The organism is Pandoraea thiooxydans (assembly GCF_001931675.1).
Taxonomy (GTDB): Bacteria; Pseudomonadota; Gammaproteobacteria; order Burkholderiales; family Burkholderiaceae; genus Pandoraea; species Pandoraea thiooxydans.
The window spans coordinates 1-25,065 of sequence record NZ_CP014839.1 but is presented as its reverse complement, the minus strand read 5'-3'; the positions used below and the strand labels follow the sequence as shown (position 1 = coordinate 25,065).

At 59.5% G+C, this 25,065-nt stretch carries 17 protein-coding genes, 2 tRNA genes and 3 rRNA genes; 3 read left to right on the top strand and 19 right to left on the bottom strand.

Annotated elements, in window-relative coordinates:
- The 12 genes from murG to coq7 form a co-directional block, all read right to left on the bottom strand.
- On the bottom strand, positions 1-1,110 hold the full coding sequence (gene murG, locus PATSB16_RS00110) for an undecaprenyldiphospho-muramoylpentapeptide beta-N-acetylglucosaminyltransferase (RefSeq protein WP_047215868.1): 1,110 nt from the start codon (positions 1,108-1,110) through the stop codon (positions 1-3).
- Positions 1,107-1,610, bottom strand: a complete 504-nt coding sequence (locus tag PATSB16_RS00105) for a hypothetical protein (protein WP_047215867.1) — start codon at positions 1,608-1,610, stop codon at positions 1,107-1,109. The genes murG and PATSB16_RS00105 overlap by 4 nt, the downstream gene beginning before the upstream one ends.
- Positions 1,607-2,863 (bottom strand): putative lipid II flippase FtsW, encoded by a 1,257-nt coding sequence (gene ftsW, locus PATSB16_RS00100; protein ID WP_047215866.1) that lies wholly within the window; start codon positions 2,861-2,863, stop codon positions 1,607-1,609. Before ftsW ends, PATSB16_RS00105 begins: the two co-directional genes overlap by 4 nt.
- On the bottom strand, positions 2,860-4,353 hold the full coding sequence (gene murD, locus PATSB16_RS00095) for a UDP-N-acetylmuramoyl-L-alanine--D-glutamate ligase (protein ID WP_047216808.1): 1,494 nt from the start codon (positions 4,351-4,353) through the stop codon (positions 2,860-2,862). Before murD ends, ftsW begins: the two co-directional genes overlap by 4 nt.
- 36 nt (positions 4,354-4,389) lie before the next feature.
- On the bottom strand, positions 4,390-5,559 hold the full coding sequence (mraY, locus tag PATSB16_RS00090) for a phospho-N-acetylmuramoyl-pentapeptide-transferase (protein WP_047215865.1): 1,170 nt from the start codon (positions 5,557-5,559) through the stop codon (positions 4,390-4,392).
- Positions 5,560-5,563: 4 nt separating this feature from the next.
- Entirely contained in the window at positions 5,564-6,952 is a 1,389-nt protein-coding gene (locus tag PATSB16_RS00085; RefSeq protein WP_047215864.1) for a UDP-N-acetylmuramoyl-tripeptide--D-alanyl-D-alanine ligase, read from the bottom strand.
- Positions 6,949-8,493, bottom strand: coding sequence for a UDP-N-acetylmuramoyl-L-alanyl-D-glutamate--2,6-diaminopimelate ligase (locus tag PATSB16_RS00080; protein ID WP_083566624.1), 1,545 nt, complete (start codon positions 8,491-8,493; stop codon positions 6,949-6,951). Before PATSB16_RS00080 ends, PATSB16_RS00085 begins: the two co-directional genes overlap by 4 nt.
- Positions 8,475-10,244 carry a peptidoglycan D,D-transpeptidase FtsI family protein gene (locus tag PATSB16_RS00075; protein ID WP_047215863.1) on the bottom strand — a complete coding sequence of 590 codons (1,770 nt, stop codon included), beginning with the start codon at positions 10,242-10,244 and terminating at the stop codon, positions 8,475-8,477. Before PATSB16_RS00075 ends, PATSB16_RS00080 begins: the two co-directional genes overlap by 19 nt.
- Positions 10,241-10,543 carry a cell division protein FtsL gene (gene ftsL, locus PATSB16_RS00070; protein ID WP_047215862.1) on the bottom strand — a complete coding sequence of 101 codons (303 nt, stop codon included), beginning with the start codon at positions 10,541-10,543 and terminating at the stop codon, positions 10,241-10,243. The genes PATSB16_RS00075 and ftsL overlap by 4 nt, the downstream gene beginning before the upstream one ends.
- Entirely contained in the window at positions 10,540-11,493 is a 954-nt protein-coding gene (gene rsmH, locus PATSB16_RS00065; protein ID WP_047215861.1) for a 16S rRNA (cytosine(1402)-N(4))-methyltransferase RsmH, read from the bottom strand. The genes ftsL and rsmH overlap by 4 nt, the downstream gene beginning before the upstream one ends.
- Positions 11,494-11,514: 21 nt before the next feature.
- The gene (gene mraZ, locus PATSB16_RS00060; protein WP_047215860.1) at positions 11,515-11,943 is read right to left on the bottom strand and encodes a division/cell wall cluster transcriptional repressor MraZ; all 429 of its coding nucleotides are present in this window, start codon (positions 11,941-11,943) and stop codon (positions 11,515-11,517) included.
- A 447-nt stretch (positions 11,944-12,390) separates the two neighbouring features.
- Positions 12,391-13,026, bottom strand: a complete 636-nt coding sequence (coq7, locus tag PATSB16_RS00055; RefSeq protein ID WP_047216806.1) for a 2-polyprenyl-3-methyl-6-methoxy-1,4-benzoquinone monooxygenase — start codon at positions 13,024-13,026, stop codon at positions 12,391-12,393.
- Between the two features lie 340 nt (positions 13,027-13,366).
- Between coq7 and PATSB16_RS00050 the strand changes: the two genes are divergently transcribed.
- Both PATSB16_RS00050 and PATSB16_RS00045 read left to right on the top strand, forming a co-directional pair.
- The gene (locus tag PATSB16_RS00050) at positions 13,367-14,476 is read left to right on the top strand and encodes a porin (protein ID WP_047215859.1); all 1,110 of its coding nucleotides are present in this window, start codon (positions 13,367-13,369) and stop codon (positions 14,474-14,476) included.
- 145 nt (positions 14,477-14,621) lie between these two features.
- Positions 14,622-15,110: a MarR family winged helix-turn-helix transcriptional regulator gene (locus PATSB16_RS00045; protein WP_047215858.1), complete on the top strand. Its 489-nt coding sequence runs from the start codon at positions 14,622-14,624 to the stop codon at positions 15,108-15,110.
- Here the strand turns inward: PATSB16_RS00045 and PATSB16_RS00040 are convergent.
- A complete protein-coding gene (locus PATSB16_RS00040) occupies positions 15,101-16,195 on the bottom strand; it encodes an aminopeptidase (RefSeq protein ID WP_047215857.1) in 1,095 nt (364 codons plus the stop codon). The genes PATSB16_RS00045 and PATSB16_RS00040 overlap by 10 nt on opposite strands.
- Before the next feature lie 10 nt (positions 16,196-16,205).
- Positions 16,206-18,296 carry a molybdopterin-containing oxidoreductase family protein gene (locus PATSB16_RS00035; RefSeq protein WP_047215856.1) on the bottom strand — a complete coding sequence of 697 codons (2,091 nt, stop codon included), beginning with the start codon at positions 18,294-18,296 and terminating at the stop codon, positions 16,206-16,208.
- 177 nt (positions 18,297-18,473) lie between these two features.
- Here PATSB16_RS00035 and PATSB16_RS00030 point away from each other — a divergent pair, with 177 nt between their 5' ends.
- The gene (locus PATSB16_RS00030; protein ID WP_047215855.1) at positions 18,474-19,667 is read left to right on the top strand and encodes a M20 aminoacylase family protein; all 1,194 of its coding nucleotides are present in this window, start codon (positions 18,474-18,476) and stop codon (positions 19,665-19,667) included.
- Positions 19,668-20,139: 472 nt separating this feature from the next.
- Here the strand turns inward: PATSB16_RS00030 and rrf are convergent.
- The 5 genes from rrf to PATSB16_RS00005 all read right to left on the bottom strand — a co-directional run bounded on the left by rrf (position 20,140) and on the right by PATSB16_RS00005 (position 25,065).
- A 5S ribosomal RNA gene (gene rrf, locus PATSB16_RS00025) occupies positions 20,140-20,253 on the bottom strand.
- Between the two features lie 110 nt (positions 20,254-20,363).
- A 23S ribosomal RNA gene (locus PATSB16_RS00020) occupies positions 20,364-23,242 on the bottom strand.
- A gap of 251 nt (positions 23,243-23,493) precedes the next feature.
- Positions 23,494-23,569, bottom strand: a tRNA-Ala gene (locus PATSB16_RS00015).
- Between the two features lie 14 nt (positions 23,570-23,583).
- Positions 23,584-23,660: transfer RNA gene (locus PATSB16_RS00010), tRNA-Ile, on the bottom strand.
- Positions 23,661-23,788: 128 nt separating this feature from the next.
- Positions 23,789-25,065: ribosomal RNA gene (locus PATSB16_RS00005) — 16S ribosomal RNA — on the bottom strand.
- The 16S, 23S and 5S rRNA genes sit together here with 2 tRNA genes alongside, the layout of an rRNA operon.

Genomic DNA, 25,065 nt, shown 5'->3' with positions numbered 1-25,065 from the left:
TCAGTCCCTCGCCACCGCGACGCAGACGCGCGCGACCTGTTCGGCCGCGTCGGGTTTGGCCAGCGAGCGAGCCTTTTGCGCCATCGCCATCAACCCCTCGCGCGTTTGCCCGGCCAGCCAGTCCGCCAACTTCCGGGCCGTCAAATCGCGCTGCTGTATCAGCACTGCAGCACCCTGCCCGGCCAGAAATTCCCCATTGGTCGTTTGGTGATCGTCGACGGCTTGCGGAAATGGCACAAACAGCGCGGCGACGCCGGTGGCGGCCACTTCGGCCACCGTCATCGCGCCGGCCCGGCAGATCACCAGATCTGCGTCCGCATAGGCTTGCACCATGTCGTCGATAAACGGCACCGCGTCGACCGACACTGCCGCGGCAGCGTAGTTCGCCTGCAATGTGGCGATGTGCTTGACGCCCGCCTGATGCGTCACGTGCGGGCGCGCGTCGCGCGGCAGCATCGCCAGCGCCTTGGGGACAATCTCGTTGAGCGCCGCGGCGCCGAGACTGCCGCCCACCACCAGCAGGCGCAGAGGCCCGCTGCGTGCACCATAGCGTTCTTCCGGAGGCGGCAGTCGGGCGAAATCGGCCCGAATCGGGTTGCCCACCCACTCGGCACGAGGCAAAGCGTTTGGAAAGGCAACAAGCACCGAATCGGCGATCTTCGCCAGAATCCGATTGACCATGCCGGCCACCGAGTTCTGTTCGTGAAGCACCAACGGATAGCCAAGCAGCGACGCCATCATTCCCGCCGGAAAAGCGATATACCCGCCCATGCCGAGCACCACGCTCGGCCGCACCCGCCGGATCGCGCGCAGGCTTTGCCAGAACGCCCGCAACAAATTGAACGGCAACCAGAGTTTCGTCAGCAGACCTTTGCCGCGCACGCCGCCAAATCGCACAAATTCCATCGGGATGTCGTATTTCGGCACCAGAGTGGCTTCCATGCCGGCCGGATTGCCCAGCCATACGATCTTCCAGCCTTGCACACGCAGGAAATTCGCCACCGCCAGCCCCGGGAAGACATGCCCGCCCGTGCCGCCAGCCAGTATCAGCAGCGTGCGCTCGGGTCCGACAGGCAAGGTCGACGGGACAGCGGTGCGGTGCACGCTCATGGCTGCCCTCCCAACGACACCGAGTGCCGATGCGCTACGGTCATACCTTCCCCGCGCATCAATTGCGGATTTTGGCTACGGCCGCTGCGCTTAACCTGCCACGCTGCGCGCGTCAGGTTAGCTTGCGCCGAAATCGTGTGCTGATGCGCTGCGGTCATATCTTCCCCGCGCATCAATTGCGGATTTTGGCTACGGCCGCTGCGCTTAACCTGCCACGCTGCGCGCGTCAGGTTAGCCTGCGCCGAAATCGTGTGCTGATGCGCTGCGGTCATATCTTCCCCGCGCATCAATTGCGGATTTCGGCTACGGCCGCTGCGCTTAACCTGCCACGCTGCGCGCGCCAGGTTAGCCTGCGCCGAAATCGTGTGCTGATGCGCTGCGGTCATATCTTCCCCGCGCATCAATTGGGGATTTTGGCTACGGCCGCTGCGCTTAACCTGCCACGCTGCGCGCGCCAGGTTAGCCTGCGCCGAAATCGTGTGCTGATGCGCTACGGTCATACCTTCCCTCCGCGCATCAGCACACGATTTTCGTAATCGACACGCATCAGCATGGCGAAGGCGATGCAGTTGAGCAGAATCCCGGAGCCGCCATAGCTGACGAACGGTAACGTCAGGCCCTTGGTCGGCAGCAGACCCAGATTCACTCCCATGTTGATGAACGTTTGCGCGGCGAACCATACGCCGATGCCTTTGGCCAGCAGGCCGGCGAAGGTTCTCTCCAGCGCGAGCGCCTGGCGGCCGATGTCGAAAGTGCGGCGCACCAGCCAGTAGAACAGGATGATCACGGTGAGAACACCGACGAAACCGAGTTCTTCGCCGATTACCGCGAGAATGAAGTCGGTATGCGCCTCCGGCAGATAGTGCAATTTCTCGACGCTGGCGCCGAGTCCGACACCGAACCATTCGCCACGGCCGAAGGCAATCAGCGAATGGGTCAATTGATAGGCCTTGCCCAGCGCGTGATCCGCGCTCCAGGGATCGAGATAGGCAAAAATCCGCGCCCGCCGCCAGGGGGAGGCCCAGACGAGCACACTAAACGTGGCTACCGCCGTTAGCGTCAAGCCTGCAAACAACTTTCCGTTGACGCCGCCGAGAAACAATACGCCCATCGCAATTGCCGCAATCACCATGAACGCGCCCATGTCAGGCTCGAGCAACAGCAGCATGCCGACGAACGCCACGGCAACACCCATCGGCAAAAAGCCTTTGCGAAAGCTCTGCATGAAGTCCTGCTTGCGCACGGTGTAATTGGCCGCATAGAGCGTCACGGCAAGCTTCATGAATTCAGACGGTTGCAGGTTGAGCACACCGATCGGAATCCAGCGCCGTGAGCCGTTCACCCCTTTGCCGATATGCGGTATCAGCACGATCACCAACAGGAACAGTGCCAGCAGCAGGATCTTTGGCGCCAGCTTGTCCAGTACCTTGATGGGTATCTTGAACGTAATGATGGAGGCGATCGAAGCCACCACCAACGCAATGATGTGGCGCACCAGAAAATGAGAGGTGTTGTAATAGCTGACCTGCGGCGAATCGGACAGGCCGATCGACGCCGAGTAGACCATCACGAGCCCAAGCGACAACAGCGCGATCACAACGCACAGCAGCGGCTGATCGTATTCCATCATCCTGGAGCGGGTCAGCTTGATGCCGCCCAGCGCACTGGCGGTGCCGGTGCGAGCTTTGCCGATCGTGGCGCTGGCATACCCGGCCTGCCGTTTCTTGCTCGATAACGCCTTGAACCAGCTCATAGCATCACCCCCGCCTGGGCAGCGAGCGCGCTCACCGCGTCGTGAAACACCTCGGCCCGATGTGCGTAATTACGGAACATGTCGAGACTGGCGCAGGCCGGCGACAACAGCACCGCGTCGCCCGGTTGCGCCACTTTGGCGGCGGCTTGCACTGCGTCCTCGAGCGTGGCGCAATCATGCAGGGGCACGCCGGCATCGGCCAGTGCCGCGCGGATCGCCGGTGCGTCACGGCCGATCAGGAATACGGCTCGCGCGCTTTGCGCCACCGGTGCGGCCAACGGGGAGAAATCCTGCCCCTTGCCATCGCCGCCGGCAATCAGAACGACTCGCTGATCCAGGCCACGGATGGCCGCAACCGTGGCCCCGACGTTGGTGCCCTTGCTATCGTCGAAATAAGCGACGTCGTTGAGCGTGGCGATCAGCTCTACCCGATGGGGCTCGCCTTGGTACTCGCGCAGGCCGTGCAGCAACTGCGCCATTGGCAAACCGATGGCGCGGGCCAGGGCAAGCGCGGCCAGCGCGTTGGTGGCGTTGTGGGTGCCCCGAATGTGCAGCGCATCGGCCGGCATCAACCGCTTCATTGACAGCTCGACCGGCGGCGCCGGCTCGGCTTTGCGGCGTCGCGCCGGGGGTGCATCATCGGCGTTCTCCGCCTGCACCAGCCAGCAAATGCCGTTGACGATTTGTAGGCCGAAGTCGCCATCGACCGCAGGCAACCCGACGCCGAACGTCACGACGGTCGCGTCGGGCACGGCCATCGCGGCCACCAGCGTGTCGTCACGATTGAGCACGCGCACGGTCTGCGCGCCAAAAATTCGTGCCTTGGCTGCGGCATAGGCTGCCATGTCGCCATGCCAGTCGAGATGATCCTGCGTGATGTTGAGGACTGTCGCAGCGTCCGGGGCGAGCGTGTGCACGGTTTCGAGCTGGAAACTCGACAATTCGATGACCCAGATCTCCGGCAGCGTCGCCTCGGCGATGCACTCGCTGAGCTTGTCGAGCACCGAGGGACTGATATTGCCCGCCACGGCGACCCGCTTGCCGGCACGTGCGCAGAGCTTGCCGGTCAGGCTGGTGGTGGTGGTTTTGCCGTTGGTGCCGGTCACGGCAAGCAACTTTGGCGCATAGCCGCTGACGGCGCCGAGGTGGCGCAGCGCCTGGGCAAAGAATTCGATCTCGCCCCAAACGGGAATTTGGCGCTCTTTTGCCGCGACCAGCAATTCCGCCACGGCCGGATCGCGGGGCGACAACCCCGGGCTGATTCCTATCAACTGGACATCGTCGAGCAGTGCGGTGGCGAATGCGCCGCCGACGAACTCACTTCGCGGCACTTCCGTCTCGAGAATCGGCAAATTGCCGAGCGCGCCAGCGTCGCGCGTGTCGGCAACCCGCACGCGGCAACCATAGCGCGCGCACCAGCGTGCCATCGCCAAGCCTGACTCACCCAGGCCCAGCACCAGGACACGCGGTTGTGGTTGATCGCCGAACATCTCGTTGAACACGTCGCTTCCTCAATTAACTCTGATTCACCGCAACTTCAGGGTGGACAGCCCCACCAGCACCAACATCAGGGTGATGATCCAAAAACGCACCACGACCTGGGTTTCTTTCCAGCCGGACAATTCGAAATGGTGATGCAGCGGCGCCATCTTGAAGATGCGGCGCCCCTCGCCATAGCGTCGTTTGGTGAACTTGAACCAGGCCACCTGGAGCATGACCGACATGGTTTCGACCACGAACACGCCGCCCATGACGAACAGCACGACTTCCTGCCGGACGATGACCGCCACCGTGCCCAGTGCGCCGCCCAAGGCCAGTGCGCCGACATCGCCCATAAAGACCTGAGCCGGGTGCGTGTTGTACCAAAGAAAGGCCAGGCCGGCGCCACCCATGGCTGAACAGAACACCAGCAGCTCGCCCGCCCCCGGGATATGTGGAAACAGCAGATATTTCGAGTACACCGCGTTGCCCATGACGTAGGCAAAAATGCCCAACGCGCCGCCCACCAGCACGACCGGCATGATGACCAGTCCATCCAATCCGTCGGTGAGGTTGACAGCGTTGCTGGAGCCGACGATCACGAAATACGTCAGGGCGATGAAACCAAACACGCCCAACGGGTAGCGAACCGACTTCAGGAACGGCAGCAACAGATCGGCCTTGGACGGCAGGCCCATCGGAAAGCCATTACGCACCCAACTGACGAACAACTCGAACACTTTGAGGTTATTGGCTTCGGAGACGCTGAAGGCAAGGTACAACGCGGCAAACAGGCCGATCACCGATTGCCAGAAATATTTCTCGCGGGAAGACATGCCGCGCGGGTCCTTGTAGACGACCTTGCGATAGTCGTCGACCCAGCCGATGATGCCGAAGCCGATGGTGACCAGCAGCACGATCCAGATGAACCGGTTGCTCAGGTTGGCCCACAACAGCGTCGAGACGGTGATTGCGATCAGGATGAGCACGCCCCCCATGGTCGGCGTGCCGGATTTGACCAAATGGGTTTGCGGCCCGTCGGTGCGCACGGCCTGGCCGACCTTCATCGCCGTCAGTTTGCGGATGACCCACGGGCCGCAGGACAGACCGATCACCAGCGCGGTCAGGTTGGCCATCAACGCGCGAAAGGTCAGGTAATTGAAGACACGCAAGAAGCTTGCATCGCTGTGCAGCCATTGCGCCAGGGTCAAAAGCATTCAGCTATTCCTTTTGTTGTTCAATTGCGCCATAAGAATTTTCGAGCGCGCCGATAACGCGCTCCATCCGCATGAAACGTGAACCCTTCACCAATATCGACGCGAGTGGCCCGGCCGCGCTTTGCATATATGCGTTGAGCGCGCCGACGTCGGCGAAATGCCTGGCGCTCGTACCGAACGCCTCGCAGGCATGGCGTGCCAGTTCACCGGTGGCCAGCAGTACGTCGATGCCGCGTGCGTGGGCATAGGCACCGGCTTCGCGATGAAACGCGGGCCCCTGGTCACCGACCTCCCCCATGTCGCCAAGGATCAGCGCGCGCGGACCCGGCATGGCGGCCAGCACGTCGATCGCGGCACGTACGGAGTCGGGATTCGCGTTATAGGTATCGTCGACGAGTGTCGCGCCAGCCAGCGCACCGCGCGTGAGCGCGGTGACCTGCAGCCGCCCCTTGACGGCGCCAAAGCGGGACAGGGCATACACGATGGCGTCCGGCGCAACACCCGCGGCCAGCGTACAAGCGATGGCGGCGAGCGCGTTGCGGGCGTTGTGCTCTCCGAGCACCGGCAGATTCAGTTCGATGTCGCCAGCGGGAGTCGCCGCATGCAAGGCGCGCGTAGCCGCATCGTAGCGGCCGCTGACGACGGCCGGCGCATCCAGCGCAAAGTCGAAAATCCGGCGTTGTCCCGCAGCGGCTCGCCACAGCGGGGCAAACTCGCTGTCGGCCGGAAACACCGCCGTACCGTCGGCGGGCAGTGCGAGAATGACCGAAAGGTGCTCTTGCGCGACTGCGGCGACGTCTACCATGAACTCCTGATGCTCACGCTGCGCGTTATTGATCAGGGCGATGGTCGGCTGTGCAATGGCCGCCAGGTAAGCGGTTTCACCCGGGTGATTCATGCCCAGCTCGAGCACCGCCAGCCGATGCCGGGCGTTCAGGCGAAATAGCGTCAGCGGCACGCCGATGTCATTGTTGAAGTTGCCGGTGGTCGCAAGACGATGAGAGTCACCGACGGCCCGCGCGAAAATCGCGGCAATCATTTCCTTGACGGTGGTCTTGCCGTTCGAGCCCGTCACCGCGACGACCGGCAGGTCGAATCGACGGCGCCATCCGGCGGCCAACTCACCCAGCGCAACGCGCGTATCGCTCACCAGCGCGGCGGGCAGCGCGAGACCTTGCGGGAGGCGTTCGACCACGACCGCGGCCGCACCCTGGCGCGCCACGTCGGACAGGAAATCGTGCGCGTCAAAGCGTTCGCCCTTGAGCGCCACGAACAGATCGCCAGCCTGCACGATACGGCTATCAGTGACGATCCGCTCGCAAGCGACTTGATCGTCGCCAACGCATTGGCTATTGCGCATGTATTGAACGGCCTCGCCCAGGCGCATCATCATTCGCCACCTCCCCGCGAGGTCGCGCGCGCTGCGAGCGCCAGGCGAGCGTGCTCCTGATCGGAGAACGGCCGCTTCTTGCCCATGATTTCCTGCGTGTTTTCATGCCCCTTGCCGGCGATCAGTATGACATCGGCCGGGGCGGCCTGCCGGATCGCCTGCAGGATCGCACTGGCGCGATCCTCGATTTGGCGGACTTTTTCGGGAGCGCTCAGTCCGGCGGCGATCTGAGCGATGATGCCGGATGGCGACTCGCTGCGCGGATTGTCGCTGGTGAGCACCACGGCATCGGCCAGTCGTTCGGCAGCAGCGCCCATGAGCGGTCGCTTGGCCGCATCGCGGTCGCCGCCGCAGCCGAATACGCAAATCAACTGCCCGTCGCGCGCGCGCGCGACCGGGCGCAGCGCGGCGAGCGTTTTTTCGAGCGCATCCGGCGTGTGAGCGTAATCCACCACGACCAGTGGCGCCCCGGCGGAGCCGCCCAACTGCTGCATGCGGCCGTCGACCGGCTCGAGTTTCGCCAGCGCAGGCAGCGCCTGCTCAACCGGCACGCCCGCGGCAAGCGCCGCACCTAGCACGGCCAGCAGATTGCTGATGTTGAAGGTACCCAGCAGCGACGTGTGCATGACTGTCGAAGCGGATTCGACGTGCAACCGGAACGTCGTGCCGGAAGCGGTCGCCTGTATGTCGGCGGCGCTCAAGACACGGTTGCCATGAGCCGACGGAGCCGGTGCACCCAACCCGTATTCGATGACCGGCAGTTTGCCAGCCAGTTTGGTCAACAGCCGCTGCCCCATGGCATCGTCGCGATTGATTACCGCGCATTGCAAACCCGGCCAGGCGAACAGCCGCGCCTTGGCAGCCTCGTAGGCAGCCATCGTGCCGTGATAATCGAGATGATCCTGGGTGAGATTGGTAAACACAGCGATATCGAACGCCACGCCGTTGACCCGGCCCTGGGCCAACCCGTGCGACGATACTTCCATGGAAACAGCACGCGCGCCGAGCGCCTGCATATCGCGCAGGTTTTGCTGCAGCTGTACGGCATCGGGCGTGGTGAATCCGGTGGCCTGCAAGTGCCCCGGCAAGCCGGTGCCGAGGGTGCCGATAATCGCGCAGGGCCGGCCAGCATCCGACAGAACCCTTGCCAGCCACTGGCTGACCGACGTCTTGCCATTGGTTCCGGTAGTGCCGATCGTCAGCATATGGCGGCTTGGCTCGCCGCACCAGAGCGAAGCCAACTCGCCGGCGAGCGCATCGAGCCGCGTCACGCCCAGATGCGCCACGCCCGCCACATCGACGGGCCAGTGCCAGGCGTCGCTTTGCCACAGCACCGCGGCAGCACCGCGCGCCACGGCATCGGCGATGAACGGCCGATTGTCGGCACCTTCGACAGCGTAGGCGACAAACACGTCGCCGGGCCGAATGCGACGGCTGTCCGCCTGCAATAGCGCATCGGCGCCGCAGTGCCGGGTGAGCCAGCCATATGCGTTGGTCAGCGTCGCGCGCATCGGCGCGCTCAACGCTATAGGGTCGACGGCCATGGCTCACTCTCCGTGGTCGGGTCGCTCAACACCAATTGGCGGATCGGCGCATCCGGGGCGACGTTCAGCGCCTGCAACGCCCCGCCGGCAATGCTCGAGAAGACCGGTGCCGCGGCCATGCCGCCGTAATGCGAACCGCGCGACGGTTCGTCCAGCATGACCGCCACGACGATGCGCGGCGCGGACATCGGTGCCAGGCCGACGAACGACGCGCGATATTTGGTTCGGTCATAACCGTTACCCGACTGCTTGTATGCCGTGCCCGTCTTGCCGCCGACGCGATAACCGACGACTTGGGCCCGAGTCGCGGTGCCGCCCGGCAAAGTTGCGATCTCCAGCATCTGGCGCACTTGCCGCGCGGTTTGCGCAGAGAACACGCGCTCGCCGCGAACTGGCGCGCCATCGGTTTTATAGATGGAAACGGGGATCAGTTCGCCATCGTGGGCGAATACGGTGTATGCGCGCGCCAATTGCAGCAAAGACGCCGACATTCCATAGCCATAGCTCATGGTGGCCTGCTCGATGCGCCGCCAACTGCGATGGGGGCGCAGCCGGCCGGCTACCGCCCCCGGGAAGCCCACGTTCGGCGCCCGTCCAAAGCCGGCTTGCGTGTACATCTCCCACATTTCGCGCGGCGTCATCATCAATGCGATCTTCAACGTGCCAATGTTGCTGGACTTCTGAATCACGCCGGCGACGCTCAGCGTTCCGTGATTGCGCGTGTCGGTGATGGTCGCGCCATCGAGCCGGATGCGCCCCGGCGACGTTGCGATCATGGTGTCGGGCGTGACGCGCCGGTGCTCGAGCGCCAGGCCGATGGTGAACGGCTTCATGATCGAACCAGGCTCGAAGGTATCGGTCAACGCGCGGTTGCGCAGTTGGGCGCCCGTGAGCCTGAGTCGATCATTGGGGTTGTAGGTCGGCAAATTGGCCAGCGCCAGCACTTCCCCGGTGCGCGTGTCGAGAACGATCGCGCTGCCCGCCCGGGCGCCGGTACGCTCGACGGCGTCTTTCAATTCCCGATAGGCAAGGAATTGAATTTTGCTGTCGATCGACAGCGCGATGTCGCTGCCGTCCCGGGGCGAGGCCAGCACGCCGACATCTTCCACAATCCGCCCCAGGCGATCCTTGATCACCTGGCGGCTACCGGGGGCGCCCGCCAGGTCGGCCTGCCGGGACAACTCGACGCCCTCCTGTCCGGCATCCTCGACATTGGTAAAGCCAATAATGTGCGCCGCGGTTTCGCCTTCGGGATAAAAGCGCCGATATTCCTTGCGCTGATATATTCCCGGGATTCCGAGCGCGGCGACTTGCTCGGCCGTGTCCAGCAGCACTTGGCGCTTGATGTAGACGAAATTCCGGTCGGCGCGCAGCTTGCCGCGCAGCACATCGCCCTTCATGTCGAGCAATCTGGCCAACTCCTCGAGCTTGCTGGCCGGCACATCGTGCGGCACATCCTCTGGAAGAGCCCAAACGGCGCGCACCGGCAGACTGGTGGCAAGCACCTGTCCGTTGCGATCGAAGATCTTGCCCCGCGTCGCCGGCAGCTCGAGCGTGCGCTTGTAGCGGCTTTCCCCCTGCCTCTGATAAAAATCGTTGCCGGGACCTTGAATCCAGAAGGCGCGCACCAGCAGCGCGGCGAAAACCACGAAGACCAGAAACATCACCAATCGCGAACGCCAAGCGGGCACAGCCACGGCGAGTACCGGGCTGGTCGCGAACTGGACGTTTTGCGATTCGTTGCGCTTCATCGGCCGCCCCTTTTCCCGCCAGGCGGCATGACGGCGGGCAAGCCGCTCAGATATTGGGTTCGACCAGGGTTGGCCGGCATCATGTGCAGTTGATTGCGCGCCACCGACTCAATCCGCGCGCTCTTGCTTTGAGCGCTTTGCTCGTACTGGAGACGATCCCAGTCTTGCGCCAGCTGATATTCGAGCGCCTGCTCGCGCCCGAGCTCGATAAAAAGCGTACGGGCACGATACTGGGCATTGACCAGCGAAAGGGCGCACAGCAGCAGGATGGCAAGCAGCAGGATGTTGAGGCGGCTCATGGCGCAGCCCTTTCCGCCACGCGCATGATGGCCGACCTCGCGCGCGGGTTGGCTGTGGTCTCGGCCTCGCTCGGCTTGACGCGCCCGCGCAGGATCATCTTGGGGCGAGGGATGTCAATGGCTCGCAACGGCACGCGCCGATCGATCGCCGGCGGCTTCGCGTGCGCCTGCATGAAGCGCTTGACGATGCGGTCCTCCAGCGAATGAAAGCTGATTACCACCAGCTTGCCTCCATGCTCCAGCACATCCAATGCGGTCTCAAGCGCTAACGGCAACTCCGCAAGCTCTTGATTGACGTGAATCCGTATAGCCTGAAAGGTGCGTGTGGCCGGATTCTGGCCCTTTTCGCGGGTCTTGACTGCACCAGCCACGATCTCGGCAAGCTCGCGCGTGCTGACGAGTGGGCCAAGACGGTCGGCGTCTGCCCGGCGAGCAATAAGCGCCTTTGCAATCTGAACAGCAAACCGTTCTTCCCCATAATTCCTGATGACCTCCGTCAATTCGTCCTGCGACACTCTGGCGAGCCAATCGGCGGCCGACTCTCCACGGCTCGGGTCCATGCGCATATCGAGCGGCCCGTCGAACCGAAAACTGAAGCCTCGCGCCGGGTCATCCACTTGCGGGGACGACACACCCAGATCCAGCAACACGCCGGCCACCGCCGTGACGCCCAGCTGCGCGAGCACCTCGCGCATTGCTGCGAAGCTCTCGTGCACGATCGCGAATCGCGGGTCGTCGATCTTGCTCGCCTCGGCAATCGCCTGCGGATCCTTGTCGAACGCAATCAAGCGCCCCTGCGGCCCGAGACGACTCAAAATCCTGCGGCTATGGCCACCGCGGCCGAACGTGCCGTCGACATACACACCATCGAGCCGCCATAGCAGGGCGTCCACGGCCTCATCCAGCAGAACCGTGCGGTGCTGCATTTCCGTTTCCACCGCGTGCGTCATGCTCGACAGGCCACCTAACAATCAAAAAGTGAAATTCTTCAGCGCATCCGGCATACCCTGGGCCATCGCCGCCTGCTCTTTTGCGATATACGTCGTGGCATCCCAGATTTCGAAGTGGCTGCCCATGCCAAGCAGCATGACGTCCTTGTCCAGACCGGCCGCCACTCTCAGCTCGGAGGCGATCAGAACCCGGCCGGTACCATCCATCTCGACATCCGCTGCGCTGCCCAAAAAAATACGACGCCACCAGGTGGCGTCCATTGGCAATGCGGCGACCCTGCCGCGAAAAACTTCCCACTCCGGGCGAGGGAAAAGCAGCAAGCACCCATCCGGGTGCTTGGTAATCGTGACCCGCCCCTCAGCCTGTTCCTTCAGCACGTCACGATGCCGGGCCGGCACAGACATCCGCCCCTTCGCATCCAGTGATAGTGCCGAAGCCCCTTGAAACACGGCGAGTTCCTTGAAAAATCAGCGGCCACCTGAGCCTGCTCAACACCCGGCAAAACGAGAAAAATTCACACGAAATTGCACTTTCTCACACTATTTCCCACTTTAGAGTAAGCATTTATGGCGGTCAAGCGTTTTGGCGGTTTTTTGATTGAAAATTTCTTGCCAGAACAATGACTTAGCGAACATTCCTCATGCTGCCATCAGACAAATTTCGATAAAAATTAATGGGATAAGGAAGATTGTGAAAGTGCTACATCAGAAACCGGACGCCCAAATCAGCCGGCGTCCAAGCATATGGAGAGTTCGACAAAAGTAGGCACTCACGCCGCCCGGTCGGCGACGGGGACCGCCGACTGGCACGCGGCTCACATATTCAAGGCAATCCAGGGAGTTTCGGTTCAGCCCAGGAAACCGCCGCGCCAGGCTAGCGCCTGGCGGCAGTCGCACCTATATGACGTAGGCAATCGTGGTCATGATTTTGGATGTGAGCTTCATCGCCTGCCGCACGGGTGCAGGCAGCTCGACCCCGCCTGCGTCGCGCGCGGTTTGCCCGTGCACGATTTCGTCCGCCCGCATTTGCTCGAGGATGGCCCGGGATCGCGCATCTTGCGCCGGCAGACGCTCGAGATGGCCATCCAGGTGTTGCTCCACCTGCCGCTCCGTTTCAGCCATGAAGCCGAGACTGATGCGATCGCCGGCCTTGCCGGCAATAAACCCGATCGCCAACGCCCCCGTATACCAGAGCGGATTGAGCAGACTGGGGCGCGCACCCAGTTCGCTGAGCCGCGTGGCGGTCCATGCGAGGTGATCCTCTTCTTCCAGCCCCGCGCGCTCAAACGCCACACGCAGCCGCTCGGACGGCGTCGCGAGCTTTTGAGCCTGGTACAGCGCCTGCGCACAAACCTCGCCGACATGATTGACACGCATCAGACCGGCTACATGCCGCCGCTCCCGCTCGCTCAGTTGCGGCTGCGTCGTTTGCGCCGGCGCAGCCGGTACCGGCAGAGGGCGTCCGGCACGGGTCACGCCGGCGACGGCGCGCAGGCCGCGGTCGAATTCATTAATCCAGGCATCCAATGACATGATCGCTTTCTCGAACAACGGTTCGCCTATATTTTACGATATGAGACGAAGGCAAGGCGGGGGGAGGACATCGGGCCGATTTACCAGCCTGATGCAAGCCCAATAGAGGCTGGCGAAGCGACCGATGAAACGCTCGGATTCACGCGTAAAGCCCACCCCATGGGGCTGTTGCAAAAAAGAAACATGAATCGCTCGATTCAGACGGCAAACGCGCCTTTTCCTTTGCCAGCACCAGTGAATTTGTTACATTACGTCCAACTTCTCGCGAAGTTGATTAGCAAGGACGTTATCACTAGTGACCTTGTTAAACAAATCTCACAATCTTCTTGGAGATCACTCAATGAAAAAGTCGCTTCTCGCTCTTGCTGTGCTCGGCGCTTTCGCCGGCGCTGCTCAAGCACAAAGCAGCGTGACCCTGTATGGCATTATCGACGCGGGTATCAACTACACCAGCAATGTTGGCGGCCATTCGGCTTGGACCGCGACTGACGGCGTGATGCAAGGCAGCCGTTGGGGTTTGAAAGGCGCTGAAGATCTGGGCGGTGGCTTGAAGGCCGTGTTCCAGTTGGAAAACGGTTTCAGCCTGATGAATGGTAAGCTGAACCAAGGTGGCCGCGAATTTGGCCGTCAAGCTTGGGTTGGCCTGAGCAGCGCGACTGCCGGTACGTTCACGATCGGTCGTCAATACGACTCCGTGGTTGATTACCTGGGTCCGTTGGCTTCCGGCGCACAGTGGGCCGGCTACATCGGTGCTCACCCGGCCGATAACGACAATCTGAATAACTTCTTCAGAACCAACAACTCCGTCAAGTACAGCAGCGTCAACTACAACGGCTTCAGCTTCGACGCTTTGTACGGTTTCAGCAACTCCAACCAGTTCGCCAACAACCGTCTGTGGAGTATCGGTGCCGGCTACGCCAATGGTCCTCTGACTGTGGGCGCGGCATACTTGTACGGTCAAAACCCGGGCGCCTCCAACAACGGTGGCGGTGCTAACACCGACGGCACGTTCGGCGACGGCGCAAACAACAAGCAAATCTGGGGCTTGGGCGGCGCCTACGCGTTCGGTCCGGCAACGGTTGGCCTGGTGTACACCAACGTCAAGATCAATGGCACGGGCCTGACCAACGACAACGGCAGCACGGCTACCGATACCGACGTGCGCGTGCAGAACGTCGAGTTGAACGGCAAGTACATGTTGACCCCGGCCCTGCAACTGGGTGCTGCTTACACGTACACCTGGGCGAAGGACGCCGCTGGTCTGAAGCCGAAGTACCATCAAGTCAACCTGGGCGCCGACTACTGGCTGTCCAAGCGGACCGATGCATACGTGATCGGTATCTACCAAAAAGCCGCTGGCGATGCGCAAGTGGCTGACATCAACGCGCTGAGCCCGTCGGACACGAAGCATCAAGTCGCTGTTCGCGTTGGCCTGCGTCACAAGTTCTAATCTGACTTAACCGTCAGGTTTGAATCGAAAGGCACCTTCGGGTGCCTTTTTTTATGCTCGCGCAATTTTTTGCGGATTGACTTGAGCGCCAATTTAATTTAAACCTGAACTTTTCAGCATCAACCTTTTTCACGCTCATTTCCTCATGCAAACAGTCGAGGCGACATCGCTGGATCTGGAAACTCGGGCCGACGCGCACGACCACGAAGCACTGCGTTTGTGGCTCAGGCTGCTGACTTGCACCAATCTGGTCGAGACTGAAATCCGGTCGCGCTTACGGCAGGATTTCGATTGCACGCTGCCCCGCTTCGACTTGCTGGCTCAACTGGACCGGCATCCGGAGGGATTGAAAATGGGAGAGCTTTCGAAAAGAATGATGGTGACCGGCGGCAATGTCACCGGCATCACGGACCAGCTGGAAAGCGAAGGTTGGGTGGTTCGCGAAAAGATGGAACACGACCGCCGCGCGTTTCTCATTAAGCTGACGCCTCGCGGCAAGAAAGCTTTCGCGAAAATGGCCCAGGCCCACGAAACCTGGATAGAGCGAACCATCGGGCAGCTATCCACAGCCGAGCGGGAGCAACTCTTTAACTTGCTCGGCCGCCTGAAGGCCGCGATCCCGTTTCAGGGCTGAGCAAGCCTTTCGGCTTCGTTCTGGGCCAAGGCGTCCAGTTCGGCGTGACGCTTGCCGGCAGGCAGGGCGGCCAATTTCCTGACCGCTTTGTAAAAAGCAGGCAAGTTTCCGTGCTGCTGCGCGAGCAACGCCCGGAACGCTGGCACCCAATGTGAATAATCGGCGAAGGCACCAAATTTGGCGTTGTTCAGCCCGCTATCGACCCACCGGTCAAAACCGGCATAGCCGCCCCAGGAGGAGCGCAAGCGCAGGTAACTCGCACGCATCTCTCGAAAGATTCGGCGCTTTTCGATTTCCTTCTGGGCTGGGAGTAACGAGCCTCCATACAGTTCGACCAAGCGGCCTCGATAGCGCCTGACCAGCGCCCGGAATGCGCGCCGACGCATGTCAACGAGCTCATAGGCTTTGGCTCCACGGGGGTGCGCGCGAAACCATCGCGTCACGCCCACCGCGGCCACGGTGACTGCAAAGGACTCGTTGAACATGGTATCGCCGCGCACGTACACGACCTGGTGGGCAAGTTCATGGAATATGATCCGAGCCAATTCGCCCTCGGGATCGAAGAGAAAGGTATTCAACAGCGGGTCGTCAAAATAGCCAAGCGTCGAGTACGCGGGTACGCCAACCGTGAAGGTTTCCCAGCCATGACTTCGCAAATCACGCGCGTATTGCTCCGCGTCGGCATGTTTATAGTAGCCACGATAGTCGACGCAGCCGGCGATCGGGAAACAGGATTGCTTGAGCTGCAATGAGAGCGGGCGCGCGGCGAACACATTCCAAACTGCATAGCTGCGCTGCAGATCGGCGTACTTCCTGTAGCTGCCGTTATTCGGCAAACCGAGCCGTTCGACCGCGTAGGTCCGAATTTCCTCGGCCAGCCGCAAGCGCCGACGCAAGCGCTCGTCAACCCTGCCACCCTGCAATAAAATATCGACCGGCCGCGCGGTTTCGAGCAATGCAAACTGCCCATGAACAGCCTGCGCGTAATAGTCTAGTTCTCCGCAACCGCTCAAACTCGCGGCGACCGACGCGACGATCGACCAGACAAGTATCTGTCGCCATCTTCGACCGGGCCGCGCGGACATCACCGCAAGCTCATGCGGCGGCCAACGCTTCGACCTCGACCAGGCAATCGTAGAAAGTTGGGGCACGTCCGAGGTCAGTCAGTCGTTGGCCGGTGACTTCATTCGCATTTTTACCGTCGGAGGTGAATTTCTTCCACCAGACCGACAGGCCGACAACCACACCGGGTCGCGCCTTCTCAGTGACGCGAGCCTTGGCGATGAAACTGCCACGGTCATTGAAAATGCGTACCTGCTGGTGCTGCGCAATGCCACGCGTTGCGGCATCGGCCGGGTTGATGTCCAGGTACGGCTCGCCCTCGACCGATCGCAGACTGGCGACATTGACGAAACTCGAGTTGAGGAAGTGCCTCGCCGGAGGCGAGATCATTGCGAGCGGAAAGCGCTCGGCAAGCGCGGGGGCGCTCGCGACGGATTCATACGGCGGCACCCAGTCGGGCAACGGGTCAAGTCCGTCCTTTTCCATCGCTGCCGACCAAAATTCGCACTTGCCCGACGGTGTGGCAAACCCACCCTGAGCAAATGGCGCCGCGGGCACGGCCAGCTTGACCCAACCGGCATCCTTCACAGTTTGCCAGTCGCTGCCGCCAAATTTGGGATCGGTCCAACGCATTGCCTGAGCGGCCAGTTGGTCGTCAGTGTCGCGAAAGCACGGATCCGTCCATCCCATGCGGTCAGCCAGCAGCCGAAAAATCTCTGAATTCGGTTTGGCCTCGCCGAGCGGCTCGATGGCCGGGTTATTCGCCATCACGTAGGTATGGCCGTAAGCTTTGTGGATATCGAGATGTTCGAGTTGCGTGGTAGCAGGCAACACGATGTCGGCATAGTCGGCGGTGTCGGTTAGAAAATGCTCAAGCACGACTGTGTAAAGGTCTTCGCGTGCAAAGCCGGCTGCGACCTTGACAGACTCGGGCGCCACGGCAACAGGATTGCTGTTGTAGACGATCACCGCGTCGACCCTCGGTCCGAACGCATCGTCGCCCGGATGCGCGAGAGCATCGCCGATCGTGGACATATTGATCGTGCGCGGCAGCGTTTGCGGCCATCCGGGTAACAGATCGGGGCGCGATAGTGCAGCGACATCGGTGGGCGTGAACCCCGACGACGAAAGCAACATCCCGCCCGCGGCATCACGCCATGCACCGATCAATGCCGGCAAGCATGCGATGGCGCGTACCGCCTGCCCGCCGCCGTGAGTGCGCTGCATGCCATAGTTCAGACGGATGGCCGCCGGCTTCAGCATGCCGTAATCCCGCGCGAGTTGCGTGACTTCCTGGGCCGTAATGCCGCAGATCGCAGCGACTCGCTCCGGGGGATAGGCTTGAATGCGCTCCTTGAGTTGCGCAAAACCAAGCGTATAGCGCGCGATATATTCGTGATCGAGCAGATTTTCCTGGAGCAGGACGTGCATCATGCCTAGTGCGAGCGCAGCGTCGGTGCCCGGCAGGAGGGCGATGTGCTGGTGGCACTTCTCCGCAGTCAATGAGCGATAGGGATCAATGGCGATAAGCTTCGCGCCGCGCCGTTTCGCCTCCTGCGCCTGCCCCCAGAAATGAATGCTCGAGGTGATCGGATTGCTTCCCCAAATCAGGATCAGTTTGCTATCGACGAAATGCTCGACGTGCATCCCGAAACCACCGCCGTAGGTATAGCGTAGCGCGGCACTACCAGCGCTGGCACAGATCGTCCGATCGAGGAAGGAAGCACCCAGCTTATGAAAAAATCGAGCCGCCATGCCTTCGCCTTGGACCAGGCCCATCGTGCCGGCATAACTGTATGGCAGAATGGCCTGAGGATCGCGAGCAGCGATTTCGCACAGCCGCCCGGAGATTTCGTCGAGCGCGGCATCCCAGCTGATTTCCTGGAAACGCCCCTCGCCCTTTTTGCCAATGCGTTTGAGCGGGCGCAGCACGCGGTCGGGATGATAAGTGCGCTGCGCATAGCGGGAGACCTTGGTGCACAGAACCCCGTGCGTAGCCGGATGCTCCGGGTCTCCCTGAACCCGCGTGACCACGCCGTTTTCTACCGTAACATGTAAAGCGCAGGTGTCAGGGCAGTCGTGTGGACACGCTGCCCGAACGGTGGTCTGCGTAGACGCAGTCATAGCATGACTCCTTGATTAACCGATACCGCCCGTTGGCTGCTTGGCAAATATTCTAATTGTAGTGGCCATCGGCGGGATTCCGACATTGATGCAATGCGACATGATTCCAAATAGGCGGACGATGGGCATTGGGAGTAACATGATTGTTCGATTGACGATTGCGCCGCTTAGAATCCCATGAAATTAATTCCGGAAATTGATGCCGCTCGCGCTGAAATACAAACCGTACGTCGCGATATTCACGCCCATCCAGAGTTGTGCTTTGAGGAACAACGCACGGCTGACGTGGTTGCCAACAAATTGACTTCTTGGGATATCCCGATCCACAGAGGCTTAGGCAAGACCGGCGTGGTAGGCATTATAAAAAACGGCAACAGCGAACGTGCAATCGGATTGCGGGCTGATATGGACGCGTTGCCGATTCAGGAAGTCAATACATTCGGTCACGCGTCGCAACACCCAGGGAAAATGCATGCCTGCGGCCATGACGGCCATACGGCGATGCTATTGGCGGCGGCGCAATATCTGCAGAAGCATCGCAATTTCGACGGAACCGTGTACCTCATTTTTCAGCCGGCCGAAGAAGGCGGTGGCGGTGCCCGGGAAATGATCAAAGATGGACTATTCGAGCGGTTTCCCATGGAAGCCGTTTTCGGCATGCACAATTGGCCGGGCTCGAAAGTCGGTACGTTTGGTCTGACGCCGGGTCCGATGATGGCGTCCAGCAACGAATTCAAGATTACCTTGACTGGCAAGGGCACGCACGCGGGAATTCCGAACAACGGCATTGACCCAGTTATCGCTGCCGTTCAGGTGGCGCAGGCTCTGCAAACCATTATTACCCGCAACAAGCGGCCGATCGATGCCGCAGTGCTGTCGATCACGCAAATACATGCCGGTGATGCCACCAATGTCGTTCCGGATGTTGCCTGGCTTGGCGGTACGGTCAGGACTTTCTCCCTGGAAGTCCTTGACCTGATCGAACAACGTATGCGGGATATTGCCGCAAACGTTGCGCGCGGGTTGGGGTGCGATGCCGAAATCCTCTTCAATCGAAATTATCCCCCGACGATCAACGACGAGAAACAGGCCGCGTTTTGCGCAGAAGTCATGCGGGAAATTGTCGGGCCGGAAAATGTCGACGCCAAAGTCGAACCGACGATGGGAGCGGAAGACTTCTCTTTTATGCTTTTAGAGAAGCCCGGATGCTATGTTTTTATCGGTAACGGCGATGGTGCTCACCGGGATAGCGGGCACGGCCTTGGTCCATGCAATCTTCACAATGCCAGCTACGACTTCAATGATGACTTGCTTCCGCTCGGCGGCACTTATTGGGTCCGGCTGGTCGAAAAATATCTTTCCAAAAACTGAGCGAACGCAGTTTCCCGGACGACTTTTGGACGCAGACTGCGCAACGGCTGCGTAATGCATTCGCGCAGGTTAGCCATTCGACGGTCGTCGGGACATACTCGGTCGCAACTCGGGGCAAATACCAACTCGAATTTGCAAGCAGCGGTCGAGAGCCCGGCCCTCGTGGTCAATGTCTGCTTAGGGCAGCGGACAAGAAGCTGAGGTGAGTTGTTCGACTGCTCAACCGGATTAACCGGCAAGCGTGGTCCACTCGGGCTGCCCCTCATTTGAGGTTTGCCGCCAACGTTTAGCGATCCAGTTCGCCTGTGTCTTGTCAGGTGACCTGCCCCCTTCATTTTCAAATAACAAGCGGAAGACCTCTGTAACTTGTGCGAAGAGACGATCTTGTGGGCTGATCGGAGGCTACTTCGATAAATTCCGCGATAAAAAAGCGAAACCCCCAGCGTTGGTTGCTGGGGGTTTCAGGGTAGAAGCCTGACGATTACCTACTTTCACACGGGCAATCCGCACTATCATCGGCGTGGAGTCGTTTCACGGTCCTGTTCGGGATGGGAAGGGGTGGTTCCAACTCGCTATGGTCATCAGGCATGACTTGTTGCCTGGCTGAGGTGAGTCAGCCTGGCCAATCTGGAGAATTAGTAGTGTGGTTGTGATCAGAGGCACAACGACGCAAATAACCTGAAACATACTGGTTATAGGATCAAGCCTCACGGGCAATTAGTACTGGTTAGCTTAACGCATTACTGCGCTTCCACACCCAGCCTATCAACGTCCTGGTCTTGAACGACCCTTCAGGGGAATCGAGTTCCCAGGGAAGTCTCATCTTGAGGCGAGTTTCCCGCTTAGATGCTTTCAGCGGTTATCTCTTCCGAACATAGCTACCCGGCGATGCCACTGGCGTGACAACCGGTACACCAGAGGTTCGTCCACTCCGGTCCTCTCGTACTAGGAGCAGCCCCCCTCAAACTTCCAACGCCCACGGCAGATAGGGACCAAACTGTCTCACGACGTTTTAAACCCAGCTCACGTACCTCTTTAAATGGCGAACAGCCATACCCTTGGGACCGGCTACAGCCCCAGGATGAGATGAGCCGACATCGAGGTGCCAAACACCGCCGTCGATATGAACTCTTGGGCGGTATCAGCCTGTTATCCCCAGAGTACCTTTTATCCGTTGAGCGATGGCCCTTCCATACAGAACCACCGGATCACTATGACCTGCTTTCGCACCTGCTCGACTTGTCAGTCTCGCAGTTAAGCACGCTTTTGCCATTGCACTATCAGCACGATTTCCGACCGTACCTAGCGTACCTTCGTACTCCTCCGTTACACTTTGGGAGGAGACCGCCCCAGTCAAACTGCCTACCATGCACTGTCCCCGACCCGGATAACGGGCCAAGGTTAGAACCTCAAACAAGCCAGGGTGGTATTTCAAGGACGGCTCCACAGAAACTAGCGTTCCTGCTTCAAAGCCTCCCACCTATCCTACACAGACCGGTTCAAAATCCAATGCAAAGCTACAGTAAAGGTTCATGGGGTCTTTCCGTCTAGCCGCGGGTAGATTGCATCATCACAAACACTTCAACTTCGCTGAGTCTCGGGAGGAGACAGTGTGGCCATCGTTACGCCATTCGTGCAGGTCGGAACTTACCCGACAAGGAATTTCGCTACCTTAGGACCGTTATAGTTACGGCCGCCGTTTACCGGGACTTCAATCAAGAGCTTGCACCCCATCATTTAATCTTCCGGCACCGGGCAGGCGTCACACCCTATACGTCCACTTTCGTGTTTGCAGAGTGCTGTGTTTTTATTAAACAGTCGCAGCCACCAGTTTATTGCAACCCTTTTGCCCTTCTGTCGCAGGACAGTCAAGCTACCAGGGCGTACCTTATCCCGAAGTTACGGTACCAATTTGCCGAGTTCCTTCTCCCGAGTTCTCTCAAGCGCCTTAGAATACTCATCTCGCCCACCTGTGTCGGTTTGCGGTACGGTCTCGTATGACTGAAGCTTAGAGGCTTTTCTTGGAACCACTTCCAATTGCTTCGCGAACAAGTTCGCTCGCCCCACACCCTTGAATTACGCAGCCGGATTTGCCTAACTGCCTTCTCCAATGCAGGGACCGGGACTTCCAACACCCGGACAACCTTCCGCGATCCGTCCCCCCATCGCATCATACGACGGTGCAGGAATATTAACCTGCTTCCCATCAGCTACGCATCTCTGCCTCGCCTTAGGGGCCGACTCACCCTACGCCGATGAACGTTGCGTAGGAAACCTTGGGCTTACGGCGAGGGGGCCTTTCACCCCCTTTATCGCTACTCATGTCAGCATTCGCACTTCTGATACCTCCAGCATCCTTTACAAGACACCTTCACAGGCTTACAGAACGCTCTCCTACCATGCGTGCAAGCACGCATCCGCAGCTTCGGTGACTGGCTTAGCCCCGTTACATCTTCCGCGCAGGACGACTCGATCAGTGAGCTATTACGCTTTCTTTAAAGGGTGGCTGCTTCTAAGCCAACCTCCTGACTGTTTTAGCCTTCCCACTTCGTTTCCCACTTAGCCAATCTTAGGGACCTTAGCTGGCGGTCTGGGTTGTTTCCCTCTTGACACCGGACGTTAGCACCCGATGTCTGTCTCCCGTGATTGCACTCTTCGGTATTCGGAGTTTGCTATGGCGAGGTAATCCGCAATGGACCCCTCAACCATGACAGTGCTCTACCCCCGAAGGTGATACACGAGGCACTACCTAAATAGTTTTCGGAGAGAACCAGCTATTTCCAGACTTGTTTAGCCTTTCACCCCTATCCACAGCTCATCCCCTAGTTTTTCAACACTAGTGGGTTCGGACCTCCAGTACGTGTTACCGCACCTTCATCCTGGCCATGGATAGATCGTCTGGTTTCGGGTCTACGCCCAGCAACTGAACGCCCTATTCGGACTCGCTTTCGCTACGCCTTCCCTATACGGTTAAGCTTGCTACTGAACGTAAGTCGCTGACCCATTATACAAAAGGTACGCCGTCACCCCTTACGAGGCTCCGACTGTTTGTATGCATGCGGTTTCAGGATCTATTTCACTCCCCTCCCGGGGTTCTTTTCGCCTTTCCCTCACGGTACTGGTTCACTATCGGTCGATCACGAGTATTTAGCCTTGGAGGATGGTCCCCCCATCTTCAGACAGGATTTCACGTGTCCCGCCCTACTTGTCGCAAGCTTAGTTCCACACCAGGGTTTTCGCGTACGGGGCTATCACCCGCTATGGCCGGCCTTTCCATGCCGTTCCGCTAACACCGATGCTAAATCTTGCAGGCTCTTCCCATTTCGCTCGCCACTACTTTGGGAATCTCGGTTGATTTCTTTTCCTGCGGCTACTTAGATGTTTCAGTTCACCGCGTTCGCTTCGCTTGGCCTATGTATTCAGCCAAGGATGACCCATACGGGCCGGGTTTCCCCATTCGGACATTTGTGGATCAAAGCTCGTTTGCCAGCTCCCCACAACTTTTCGCAGGCTACCACGTCCTTCATCGCCTGTGATCGCCAAGGCATCCACCACATGCACTTATTCGCTTGACCCTATAACGAGTATGTCTCGTCACAGGTTGAGTTCTCGCGTTGTGCCGTATTCCAAGTGACTTTAAGATCACTTAAATACTGGTTGATACAATCACAACCCATGCATTGCTCACGTCTCATCTCGGGGACGCTTACAATGCACTACTATTTCTTCCAGATTGTTAAAGAACGAACAGCCATACTGCTTAACTGCACTAGCTATTGCCAGTCGTGAGCGCTCAGCAAGCGCTCACGACTAGCAACTCAGGTATTGGTGGAGGCAGACGGGATCGAACCGACGACCCCCTGCTTGCAAAGCAGGTGCTCTCCCAGCTGAGCTATGCCCCCAATGTCGGGTTCGATGGTGGGTCTGGTAGGACTTGAACCTACGACCCCACGCTTATCAAGCGTGTGCTCTAACCACCTGAGCTACAGACCCCTCACACTCTAAAAATGTGACGGGCAAAATGCGAAACATTCCAAAACGTTTCACGTTTCTCGTTTCACATTTCTATGCAGTCAAACAACCGATAAGCGTGAACGCTCAACTTTAAGCGCATGCTCTAGAAAGGAGGTGATCCAGCCGCACCTTCCGATACGGCTACCTTGTTACGACTTCACCCCAGTCATGAATCCTACCGTGGTAAGCGCCCTCCTTGCGGTTAGGCTACCTACTTCTGGTAAAACCCACTCCCATGGTGTGACGGGCGGTGTGTACAAGACCCGGGAACGTATTCACCGCGACATGCTGATCCGCGATTACTAGCGATTCCAGCTTCATGCAGTCGAGTTGCAGACTGCAATCCGGACTACGATCGGTTTTCTGGGGTTAGCTCCACCTCGCGGTTTGGCAGCCCTCTGTACCGACCATTGTATGACGTGTGAAGCCCTACCCATAAGGGCCATGAGGACTTGACGTCATCCCCACCTTCCTCCGGTTTGTCACCGGCAGTCTCCTTAGAGTGCCCTTGCGTAGCAACTAAGGACAAGGGTTGCGCTCGTTGCGGGACTTAACCCAACATCTCACGACACGAGCTGACGACAGCCATGCAGCACCTGTGTTACGGTTCTCTTTCGAGCACTCCCACCTCTCAGCAGGATTCCGTACATGTCAAGGGTAGGTAAGGTTTTTCGCGTTGCATCGAATTAATCCACATCATCCACCGCTTGTGCGGGTCCCCGTCAATTCCTTTGAGTTTTAATCTTGCGACCGTACTCCCCAGGCGGTCAACTTCACGCGTTAGCTACGTTACTAAGGAAATGAATCCCCAACAACTAGTTGACATCGTTTAGGGCGTGGACTACCAGGGTATCTAATCCTGTTTGCTCCCCACGCTTTCGTGCATGAGCGTCAGTATTGGCCCAGGGGGCTGCCTTCGCCATCGGTATTCCTCCACATCTCTACGCATTTCACTGCTACACGTGGAATTCTACCCCCCTCTGCCATACTCTAGCCTTGCAGTCACAAATGCAGTTCCCAGGTTAAGCCCGGGGATTTCACATCTGTCTTACAAAACCGCCTGCGCACGCTTTACGCCCAGTAATTCCGATTAACGCTCGCACCCTACGTATTACCGCGGCTGCTGGCACGTAGTTAGCCGGTGCTTATTCTTCCGGTACCGTCATCTATCCATGGTATTAGCACGAATACTTTCTTCCCGAACAAAAGTGCTTTACAACCCGAAGGCCTTCTTCACACACGCGGCATTGCTGGATCAGGCTTTCGCCCATTGTCCAAAATTCCCCACTGCTGCCTCCCGTAGGAGTCTGGGCCGTGTCTCAGTCCCAGTGTGGCTGGTCGTCCTCTCAGACCAGCTACAGATCGTCGCCTTGGTGAGCCTTTA